Origin of the sequence: Streptomyces sp. NPDC049040 (assembly GCF_043197715.1) — a bacterium.
In the GTDB taxonomy this organism is placed as follows: Bacteria; Actinomycetota; Actinomycetes; order Streptomycetales; family Streptomycetaceae; genus Actinacidiphila.
In genome coordinates this window covers 95,546-105,486 of the sequence record NZ_JBICTO010000021.1, presented here as the reverse complement: position 1 = coordinate 105,486, position 9,941 = coordinate 95,546, and the positions used below count along the sequence as shown (strand labels likewise).

General features: G+C 68.4%; 8 protein-coding genes. 4 read left to right on the top strand and 4 right to left on the bottom strand.

All coding sequences use genetic code 11. The features are described from left to right. Nucleotides 1–355 precede the first annotated feature (355 nt). Both ACGFMP_RS32620 and ACGFMP_RS32615 read right to left on the bottom strand, forming a co-directional pair. Complete coding sequence (locus tag ACGFMP_RS32620; RefSeq protein WP_393677057.1) at nucleotides 356–1,465, bottom strand: sensor histidine kinase; 1,110 nt, start codon at nucleotides 1,463–1,465, stop codon at nucleotides 356–358. A gap of 80 nt (nucleotides 1,466–1,545) precedes the next feature. Next, nucleotides 1,546–2,220: a response regulator transcription factor gene (locus ACGFMP_RS32615; RefSeq protein ID WP_393677056.1), complete on the bottom strand. Its 675-nt coding sequence runs from the start codon at nucleotides 2,218–2,220 to the stop codon at nucleotides 1,546–1,548. Between the two features lie 250 nt (nucleotides 2,221–2,470). Here ACGFMP_RS32615 and ACGFMP_RS32610 point away from each other — a divergent pair, with 250 nt between their 5' ends. The 3 genes from ACGFMP_RS32610 (at nucleotide 2,471) to ACGFMP_RS32600 (ending at nucleotide 5,614) form a co-directional block, all read left to right on the top strand. Next, nucleotides 2,471–3,187: a M15 family metallopeptidase gene (locus ACGFMP_RS32610; protein WP_393677054.1), complete on the top strand. Its 717-nt coding sequence runs from the start codon at nucleotides 2,471–2,473 to the stop codon at nucleotides 3,185–3,187. An 804-nt stretch (nucleotides 3,188–3,991) separates the two neighbouring features. Beyond that, complete coding sequence (locus ACGFMP_RS32605; protein WP_393677052.1) at nucleotides 3,992–4,570, top strand: Uma2 family endonuclease; 579 nt, start codon at nucleotides 3,992–3,994, stop codon at nucleotides 4,568–4,570. 495 nt (nucleotides 4,571–5,065) lie between these two features. Beyond that, nucleotides 5,066–5,614, top strand: coding sequence for a Uma2 family endonuclease (locus ACGFMP_RS32600; RefSeq protein ID WP_393677051.1), 549 nt, complete (start codon nucleotides 5,066–5,068; stop codon nucleotides 5,612–5,614). A 276-nt stretch (nucleotides 5,615–5,890) separates the two neighbouring features. On the opposite strand, the gene ACGFMP_RS32595 is transcribed toward ACGFMP_RS32600, so the two are convergent. Then, the gene (locus tag ACGFMP_RS32595; protein WP_393677049.1) at nucleotides 5,891–6,304 is read right to left on the bottom strand and encodes a hypothetical protein; all 414 of its coding nucleotides are present in this window, start codon (nucleotides 6,302–6,304) and stop codon (nucleotides 5,891–5,893) included. 419 nt (nucleotides 6,305–6,723) lie between these two features. Here ACGFMP_RS32595 and ACGFMP_RS32590 point away from each other — a divergent pair, with 419 nt between their 5' ends. Next, the gene (locus ACGFMP_RS32590) at nucleotides 6,724–8,364 is read left to right on the top strand and encodes a galactose oxidase-like domain-containing protein (RefSeq protein ID WP_393677047.1); all 1,641 of its coding nucleotides are present in this window, start codon (nucleotides 6,724–6,726) and stop codon (nucleotides 8,362–8,364) included. Between the two features lie 247 nt (nucleotides 8,365–8,611). On the opposite strand, the gene ACGFMP_RS32585 is transcribed toward ACGFMP_RS32590, so the two are convergent. Next, complete coding sequence (locus tag ACGFMP_RS32585) at nucleotides 8,612–9,832, bottom strand: alkaline phosphatase (protein ID WP_393677066.1); 1,221 nt, start codon at nucleotides 9,830–9,832, stop codon at nucleotides 8,612–8,614. Between the last annotated feature and the right edge of the window lie 109 nt (nucleotides 9,833–9,941).

The following is a 9,941-nucleotide window of genomic DNA, read 5'->3' as shown; positions in this document are numbered from 1 at the left end:
ACCGACGAAACCGCCCTGCCCACCGAACTCACCGCATAGCCTCGCAACAAGATCACCGAGTGGCCGTCGATACACCACTCCAGCGGACGTGACCCAGCTTTGTTCCGCCGGTTTTTCGCAGCATGTGCGTTTCTCCCGTTCACTAGTCAGGGAGCGGTACGCGCGGTTCAGGGACAGGGTCCGTAATCGGAAGCCCCGTGAGGCAGGTCGCGTTCGCTCGTTGCGACGAGCATGCGATACCAGCCATATCGTCGGCGTATCGTGCAGCAGGCGGACGGACCGGGTGCTCCGGGCCGGACCTCGTGGTTCCACCGCGGCCACGCGAAGCGGCACGGTCGTCGGCCGCCGGACCGCGTCAGCAGGTGGGCAGGGAGACCTGTACGGTCAGCCCGCCCTCGGCATGGGGAGTCAGCCGGAGGTCGCCCCTGTGCACGTTGACGATGCTCGCCACGATGGAGAGTCCCAGACCGTGCCCGCGGTGGCCGTCACCGGCCGCGGCCGTCCGGCCCTCGCCCCGCAGGAAGGGCTCGGTGAGCGTGTCGACAGTGTCCGGCAGGCGTCGTCCGGTGTTGGTGACGGAAAGCAGGGAGCGGAGCCGGTCGTGCGGATCCGGCCCGGTCGTCACGGAAATGGAGCCGTCGGCGGGCAGGTTATGCCGTATGGCGTTGTGCAGCAGGTTGACCGTCAACTGGCGCAGCAGCACCGGGTTCCCGGTGACCGGGGCCGGATCGCGGCGGCTGTGGAGGGCGACGCCACGACGTCCTGCCTCCTCGCCGACGAGGGCGAGGGCGTCGGCCGTGGTGGCTGCCAGGTCCAGCGGTTCGGTGTCCGGCGTGGTGTGGCCGAGGTTGGCCAGGTCGAGGAGCGCGTCGACGATCTCGATGCCCCGCTGGTTAGTCTCCCGGAGTCGCGAGACGAGCCGCGGATAGTTCTGGCCCGCGGGGTCCGCGGCGGCGACGTCGAGCATGGTGTGGGTGATGGCGAGCGGGGTGCGCAGTTCGTGCGAGGCGTTCGCGGCGAAGCGCTGCTGGGACTCGAAGGACTGCTGGAGCCGCTCCAGCATGTGGTCGAACGCGTCGGACAGGTCGGTGAACTCGTCGCGTCGGCCGTGCAGCGCGATCCGGTGCTCCAGGGAACCGGCCGCGGCCCGGTGCGCGGCACGGGTGATGTCCCGCAAAGGCTGCAGCACCCGGCCGGCGATCAGCCAGCCACCCACCAGGCCGATGGCCAGCAAGGCGAGCACGGCGTATCCGGAGGCCTTCAGCATCGCGTCCAGGATGTCCTGGCGGCTGGCGACAGCGGACGATTCCCGAGGGTTGGAGGCGGTCAGCGGGTAGTCGGGGATGAACCGCATCGACAGATAGATGATCGCCAGGGTGAACGTGCCGGCCACCACGACGAAGAACGCATAGCTGAGGGTGAGCCGCGCACGCGCGGTCAGCCGTCGAGGCCGCCAGTTCGACACCTCTGCCGCGGTTGCCGCCGCATGCTGCGCGGCTGGCGCGGCAGAGGAAGGCGCCGGAGCGCGGTGGCCTGTGGTGCCGGTCACCGCAGGGTTTCCGGCTCGTCCAGGTGGTACCCGACGCCGGGCACCGTGACGATCGCCGGCGGGTCGCCGAGGCGTTTGCGCAGGGTGGAGATGGTGATGCGTACCGCGTTGGTGAAAGGATCCGCATTTTCGTCCCAGGCGCTTTCCAGCAGCGATTCCGCGCTGACCACACCGCCCCGTGCGGTCATGAGGACCTCCAGAACAGCGAACTGTTTCCGGGTGAGGGATATGTGGTGCCCGGACCGGAACACTTCGCGGCGAAAGGGGTCGAGCCGAATTCCGGCATATTCGAGAACGGGCGGCCGGCCGGTCTTCGGGCGGCGTGCCAGCGAGCGGATGCGTACCACGAGTTCCGCCAGTTCGAAGGGCTTGGTCAGGTAGTCGTCCGCACCCATTTCGAAGCCGGTCACCTTCTCCCGTAGCCGGCTGGCAGCGGTGAGCATCAGTACTCGGCAACCCCATCCCCGTTCGACGATGACGCGGCATACGTCGTCCCCGTGAGTTCCTGGGATGTCCCGGTCGAGGACCACGACGTCATAGGTGTTGACGCTCAGCCTTTCCAGGGCGGAATCGCCGTCCCCGGCAATGTCCGAGGCGATCGCTTCGAGCCGCAGGCCCGCCTGTACCGCCTCGGCGAGGTAGAGCTCGTCCTCGATCACCAGTACTCGCATCAGGCCTCTCCGTCTCCGCTGTCGGTCCCCCCTGTCGCCGTTCCAGCCTACGGCCTGCCCGGTGGCGCAGCCGGGGAGCCTGCCCTGCCGTGCCGATCAGGAACCACCCCTTGCCGGGTCAGTGAACGGCAGAGCGCATATCGGGAGCGTATCGAAAATCCGATACGGCCTCGCAACACGGCCTGCCCTGTACTGGAGGCAAATTCCGACACATCGGCGCACGCCGACGACGCCAGACCCGGAGGCGACCATGGGGCCCATTCCCTGCGACGAGACGCAGGAGCGTTATTCCGAAAACACCGGAATCGGCGTTCCTCGCGGTGCCGGCGGTTACGCACGAGGAAACGGCCCTGCCGGTTCCGGCGCTGAGCGGGGAAAACGGTGGAACGGCTATTGGCTGCTCGGCGGGATCAGTGCTCTCCTGGTGCTGGCTGTGGTGGGTTACGAGGTTTCGCACTCCCCGCGCACGCCCCCACGGTCCCAGCTGACCGCGAACGGTCCGGCGTCGCAGCGGACCGCTCCGGCATTGCAGGCCGACGACGGTGAAATTCCCTCCGGCCGTGATGTCACGCCCTTCGACACGCAGTATTCCGCCGTCTCCCGTCTCGCTCCTGACCTGTTGAAGGCGCTGCAGCAGGCGGACAACGACGCGAAGGGGGCAGGAATCACCTTCCGCGTCACGTCGGGCTGGCGCAGCAAGGCGCATCAGCAGCGGTTGCTGGACGACGCCGTGCATGAGTACGGAAGCCTCCGGACGGCGCGGCAGTACGTCAACACCCCGGAGAAGTCGACGCATGTTCAGGGGAAGGCCGTCGACATCGGCCCGACGGACGCCGACGACTGGCTCATCCAGCACGGTTCGCGCTACGGCCTGTGCCAGGTCTACGCCAACGAGATGTGGCACTTCGAGATTCGCACCGCACCCGGCGGCACCTGCCCCGCCCTGCTGAACAACGCCACGGACTGATTTGGTCTTCGGCCTCGGGTCCGGCCGGGTGCGGGACTGTACGGCCTGTGCGGGCAGCTCGACGCGGAACCTTCGGAGGTCGCACTGGCCTGGCTCCTGCCCGAACCCGTCCTGTCCACCACGATCGTCGGCGCGACCTCGGCCCAGCAGGTGCAGTCGGCCCTCGGTGTGCCGTCCCTCCACTGGCCACCTCGGCTCTGATGCGGGCAGTTATCGGGCGAGCCTCCCGTGTGCAGGTACTCAGCTGGCCTCGGCGCGTTCGGGTCTGGTGCAGCGGCGGGTGACAGGTCAAGACGTCGCCCGATCGAGCACCAGACCCAAACTCCAGGTGAGTTGGGGCTACGGCTGCCCTTGTAGATAGGACAACCATGGGATGAGTGAGGACCGGGTCGCGGTGGGTTCGGGCGTCGGATCTTGGGCCGCTGGGCTCCTCGCGAGTGCGTTGGTAATGCTGCTACAACGTCGTGGAACCTTCGCCTTGTCAGAGTGGTCCGACCTGGTGGACTAAAAGCGGCGATGGGAGCGCAGGGGGAGCGCGGACGCCTTTGGAAGCGCCGACATCGGCTAGCACGAGCGAACCCTGTTCGTGCCTGCTGATCAGGGAAAACGAGATTTGGCGGCACTCCTGGAGATGGCGTGTCAGGATCGCTTGCGTACTTGTACAGCGTAGGTCGTCGGTTCGAACCCGACAGGGGGCTGGGCGTCGATGACCACCCGCCGTGAATCCGACGTGTCTGCGGCCGAATCCCTAGACTGTGCGTGTGCCGTGTTTCCAGGAGCGGGCGTGGAGGAGCGAGGCGCGCGATGACTGTCACTGAGGATCGGCCGCAGATGCAGGCGGAGGAGTTCGAGCGCATCGCTGCCGCCGCCGAGCGCGAGGGCGTCCGGCTGGAGTTCATCCACGGGAAACTGGGAGTCAAAGCGGTGCCGGACGGGGATCACGACGAGATCATCCGCTGGGTCATGGAGCACTGCATGCAGCAGCGCCCGGACCTCTGGCTCTACCCGGAACGCGGCCTCAAGGTGGAGACCTACCGCAGTGGTCACGCGAAGCCGGACGGGGCCTTGGCGCCCAAGGGCAGCTTTGCCGGTCACGGGGAATGGGCGACCGCCGACCGGGTGGTGATGGTGGTCGAGGTGACGTCGTACGACACCGACACAGACAAGCGGGACCGCGAAGAGAAGCCGCGCGCTTATGCGGAGACCGCTATCCCGGTGTACCTGCTGATCGACCGGGATGCGTGCGAAACGCTCGTGTACAGCGAGCCCGACGATGGCGCCTACAGCATGATCGCCCGGCGCCCCTTCGGAAAGACGATCTCCTTGCCCGCTCCTGTGGGTATCACCCTGGACACTGAGCCGCTGAAGGACTGGGTGCGCTGACGCGCCGACCGGCCGACGGGGCGGGTGCCTGGTGTGAGACAGGCAGGCGAGGAACGCAAGGGCCCAGCAGCCCACGCAGTTGGCGAGTGGGCCATCCGGCGTACGTGGCCGTAGAGCCGAGGAGTGCGGCGGCACGTGAGGCACGGATTCAGCACACATGGGCACGGCAACCCACTCGTACCGCTGGCAAGAGCCGAACATCGTTTGTGCTGTTCAGCCGCACGACGGCCGCGTCACCGCAGGTCAGCCGCTAGCCCCAAGAGATCTTGTCAAGCGTAGGTCGTCGGTTCGAACCCGACAGGGGGCTCTTTTTTCTGCCCTGGCCGGGCCGCTGCCCAGTGCGGGGCAGGCGTCCCGCCGTCGGTGGGTCTCGGTTCTGGTCCCGGTGGTCGGGCGCCGGACCACTGGTGGCGCTCACGAGCCGCGCAGATTCCGGGCGACAAGTCCCCACTATGGTGGAAGGCCGGTCGGCTCGCTCTCGGGAGGCACCGCAACATGGACCCGCAGCACTTCGCACTCCTCAACGAGGCCCGCGGGAGTCTGCCGGACGGGTTCAAGGTCGAGCTCTCCGGCGACACCATCGTCATGTTGGTCGGCCCCTCCGGTATCCACCAGCGCAACCTCCTGGTGGTCAGGCGCCAGTTCGACGCGCACAGCCCCAGCGACCTCGTGCCGAGCGAGAACACGGACCTGGTGTCCCCTGGAGTGGGCAAGAGCCGCAATCCCGACCTGACCTACCTGCCGGCCGAGGTTCTGGACACCACCGACGACCAGGTCCCGGCGGAGACAGCGGTCATCGCCGTCGAGCTGGTCTCGCCGTCGAACCCGGAGAACGACTGGGTCGGCAAGCTCAGGGACTACCCGATCATGGGCATTCCGCTCTACCTCGTGGTCGACGCGGGGCTGAAGACCGTCACCCTCTTCAGCCGACCCGACGGCGGGAAGTACCACCGTCGGGAGGATGCCGACTTCGGTGAAATCCTGAGCATCCCCGAGCCGTTCGGCTTCGAACTGGAAACCGCGACGCTGCTGCCCTACTCCTGAGGGTTCGATCCAGCAGTGGACCTGCGCCGGGGTGAGCGCTCGGGCGAGCTGACTCGCACCGTGCCGAAACCCTGCGCGCGGGCTGCGGCCGGGGCGCCGGCCCTCGACAGTGCGCCGCAGTCAGTGAGGGCCCGGGGGCGCCGACTCGTCCACCAGGGCGGTGGCCGACGGGTGCAAGGCCGTGCAGGCCAGGCCGTACGGCCGGGAAAAGAGCGGGACGGCCGGCGGTCCTGCGTGAGCGCTCAAGCGGGACCGCCGTCGCGGAGCGGACGGTCGTCAGCCGCCGGGCGTGTTCTCGCCCTGGGTGCAGACGACGTACAGCGTGAGGTCGGCGGGGGTGCCGTGCGCGGCCGAGCGGCCGTGCGCCGCAGGGGCGAGGTTCTTGCGTACGGCGATGATCCAACCCGTGGCGTCCTCGGTGGGCCGGCTCTCCACCAGGTCGGCCGCGGCTCGGCCGAGGTGTCGGCCCTGGGGGGCCGAGAGGACGAAGCCGCCGCTCAGGACACTCTCCTCCGGCGGGCACATCAGTGTCCTCGGGCTGCCGTCGGCGCCCGCCTTGATCACGCTCCCGGGCACTGCCTGCGGTTGAACCCCGTTCTGCGCGACGGCTGTTGCTCCGCCGCCGACCATGACGACGAGCACCGAGGTGCTCACGGCCGCGGCGGCGCGCGTGAGAGTCCTGCTGATCACTGGCTGCGCTCCTTACAGATGTCCTCGCACTTCCGCCTAAGCGGTTGCGGCCATTGCAGCACGCCGTTGAGCTGACACCCGGTCAGACACTCAGAGTGACCACTATCGAGTGACTGTGTGAGATTCGATCCCGCGTCCACCTCCAGCTACGAACCAAACGTGATCTCATGATTACTGTCAGTGATGATGTGCTCGCCGCTGTGGCGCGCGCATGCCGCACGCAGTCTGCCCCGTCCGCCCATGCGGCCGGGGTGAGGAGTCCGATGTCACCAAACAGATCACGTTCGAGGTCCCGCAACGGACGGCTGGGTTCGCGGGCAGCCCTTGGCGCCGTGCTCGCCCTGGGCGCGGCCGCCGTTCTGACAGCGCCGCTCTCCGCCGCCTCGGCCGCTTCCGACCCCGGGGCAGGGGACCGCGCGGTGCGGGCTGTCCAGACCGGCTACCCGCAGACCACCCGCACCCTGCGCCTGAAGATGCTCACCGATACACAGGCCAAGGACAACGCGAAGTTCGACCCGGCAGTGTTCGGGAAGTTCACCGACTACTTCTCCAGCCCCGACTTCGGCGTCCATGTGGCCCTCCTGCCGACCGGCAAGGTGCTGCTGTTCTCCTTCGAGAGCGTCGAGGACAACCCCCAGAAGGAGCCCGCTCCCACCGACGTCATCGGCAGCCGCAACGCGGGTCGCGCCTACGTCTGGGATCCGGCCGCCGGTGAGGGTCCTTCGGCCTTCAAGGCGGTACCGCCGCCGGTCGTCAACATGCCGGACGGGACGAACGAACCGCGGCCGGCCCCCTTCTTCTGCGCGGGCCACTCCTACCTGCCCAATGGCATGATCGGCGTGTTCGGCGGCAACCTGGGCGGCAACGGCGGCACGGGAGCCAAGCTGGCGCTGGTCTTCGACCCGTGGACCGAGACCTGGCACCAGCAGCAGGACCTGTCCGTCGGCCGCTGGTACCCGACCGTGGTCACCGGCGCCGACGGCCGCCAGGTCATCATGTCCGGCCAGTCCGAGCTGGGCTGGGGCACACCGACCCCGGTCATCGAGCAGTTCCCGGCGGCGGGCGACCCCGTCACCTCGGACCCGGGGAAGGCGCCCGACGGTGCCGCCATCGGCCAGTGGAAGACCGAAGCCCCCTACCGGATGGACTACCCGCACCTGTTCTCGCTGAACGACGGGAAGATCTACGGCTTCGGCCGTGACGCGGACCAGGAATGGCGCTTCGACCCGGCCGACCAGACCCGTACGCAGCTTCCCGACCGTCCCGACGGGGGCCTGCGCAACTACGGCTCGGCCATCGCGCTGCCCAACGGAACCCAGGGGCCCGACTCGGTCCTGATTCTCGGCGGGAACCGCAACGACCCGAACACCTACCGGTTCTCCGGTGGCGCGTGGCACAAGGACACCCCGCGCGCGTTCGGCCGCACCCAGGACGACACCCTGATCCTGCCCGACGGCACCCTGCTCACGGTCAACGGTGCCTACGACATCCGCAACTACGGCAACGGTGACCTCAACCCCAACGCCGATCTCAAATACCGCCAGACCGAGATGCGCGACGCCGCAGGCAAATGGACCCTCGGTCCGGCCCAGCGCCTGCCGCGCGGCTACCACTCCAACGCCGTCATCCTCCCCGACGGCCGGATCATGGTCACCGGCGACGAACTCCAGCAGATCGCCAACAACCCGGACATCACATCGGGCCAGAACGGCACGATCGAGATCTACGAGCCCGCCTACCTGCACCAGGGCGCCCGCCCGAATCTCAGCAGCGCGCCCGCAGGCCCGGTCGGCTACGGCGCCGCCATGCGGGTCAGCACGACCACTCCGGCGCAGGTCAGCCGGGCGGTACTGCTGGCGCCGATCACCTCCACCCACTCGGTGGACACCAGCCAGCGGCACCTGGACCTCCAGATCACCAGCCGCTCGGGCAACCATCTCGAACTGAAGGCCCCGCCGTCCGCCAAGGCGGCTCCGCCCGGCTACTACATGCTCTTCCTGCTCGACGACAAGGGCGTGCCCAGCGTCGCCAAGTGGGTGAAGCTGGCGCCCAGTTCCTGATCGACGCCCACCTTGTTCCTCCCCGCGCCCGGCGTTGTTCCCGATGGAGTAAGCCGAGCTCGGGGTCAGTGGAGGACCGTCACAGATGCAGGCGGAGGAATTCGAACGCATCGCTGCCGCTGCCGAGCGCGAGGGCGTCCGGCTGGAGGTCGTCCACGGGAAACTGGTGGGAAGACTGCGCCCCCGGGAAGACCGCGGGCCCCGGGGCCGATGCGGCTCCCGGGGTCCGTGTCCACCTCGTGGGTGATCAGTGGCGGGGGGCCAGCACCTGGGCCAGGACGTCGTGGACGTAGGTGTTCGGGTGCTTGCCGGAGAACTGGTCGGACAGCGGTCCGCTGGCGGTCACGGGCACGTCCGCGCCGGTGTGGCCGGACGTCGTCCAGTCCATGACGAACTTCTTGTCGCTGCCGCGGATGCTGAACGGGCCGTCCTCGGCGGAGACGCCGGTGCCGGACTCGTCCGCGGTGTCGGTCGCCTCCTCCACCGTCAGGCCGCCGCACTCGTGGTCACCGGTGACGACCAGCAGGGTGTCCGGGTGGGTGGCGACATACGCGCGGGCGATCGCGACGGTCTTGTCGAGCTGGGCCATCGCCTGCAGCACGCGGGTGCCGTTGTTGTTGTGGGAGAACTCGTCGATGCCCTCCTCCTCGACGAAGAGGAAGAAGCCCTTCTTGTTCTTGTCGAGGGTGCCGAGCGCCTTGGTGGTCATGGTCGGCAGGTCGACGACGGGGCTGTAGACGTCGCCCTGGCCCTCGGGGCGCTGCTGGAACATCTCCTCGTTGCCGAACAGGCCGAGCAGCTTGCCGCCCTTGGCCTTGTCGAGCTGCTTGGCGTCGGTGACGTAGGTGTAACCGGCCTTCTTGGCCTTGTTGACGAGGTTGCCCTTGGTGCCCAGGCTGCCCTCGGAGGGGTCCTCGGCCGGCTGGTCCTCGAAGGCGCCGGGCGTGCCCTTGGGCAGCCACCAGTCCTCGCCGCCGCCGAGGATGACGTCGGGCTTGGAGACGTCGATGTACTGGCGGGCGATCTCGTCCTGCGCCGACCTGTTGGCGGTGTTGGCGAACCAGGCCGCGGGGGAGGCGTCGGTGACCTGCGCCGTGGTGACCAGGCCGGTCGCCTTGCCGGCCGCCTTGGCCTGCTGTCCCAGCGTGGCCAGCGGATTCCCGTCGACGTCCACGCTGATCGCGCCGTTGTACGTCTTCTCGCCCGTCGCCCACGCGGTCGCCGCGGCCGCGGAGTCGGTGATGACGGCCTTGGGGTCGTGCGGAGTGGTGCTGAGCTGACCGGACGCGGTCAGCTTGTCCATTGCCAGCTGCCCGTCGAGGCCGGTCTGGTTCAGCCGTGCGGCCTCGCGGTGCGCGGCGGCCATGCCGTCACCGTTGATGAAGATGACGTTCTTCGCCGTGGTCCGCGCCTTCGCCTGGGCTTCCGGCGCGGACGCCGAGGCGCCCAGCGTGGGGCTGATCACCATCGTCACGGACGCGGCGGCCACCGCTGCCACCAGGGGCGCACCCCACCGACGTGCACCGCGCACTCGAACACTCACAGAAGTCTCCCAGGAACATTTGACCATTACTTGG

Excerpts from the sequence above, each read along its gene's own strand:
- ACGFMP_RS32615 (WP_393677056.1), bottom strand. The coding sequence starts at position 2,220 with ATGCGAGTACTGGTGATCGAGGACGAGCTCTACCTCGCCGAGGCGGTA.
- ACGFMP_RS32610 (WP_393677054.1), top strand. The coding sequence starts at position 2,471 with ATGGGGCCCATTCCCTGCGACGAGACGCAGGAGCGTTATTCCGAAAAC.
- ACGFMP_RS32605 (WP_393677052.1), top strand. The coding sequence starts at position 3,992 with ATGACTGTCACTGAGGATCGGCCGCAGATGCAGGCGGAGGAGTTCGAG.
- ACGFMP_RS32600 (WP_393677051.1), top strand. The coding sequence starts at position 5,066 with ATGGACCCGCAGCACTTCGCACTCCTCAACGAGGCCCGCGGGAGTCTG.
- ACGFMP_RS32585 (WP_393677066.1), bottom strand. The coding sequence starts at position 9,832 with ATGGTGATCAGCCCCACGCTGGGCGCCTCGGCGTCCGCGCCGGAAGCC.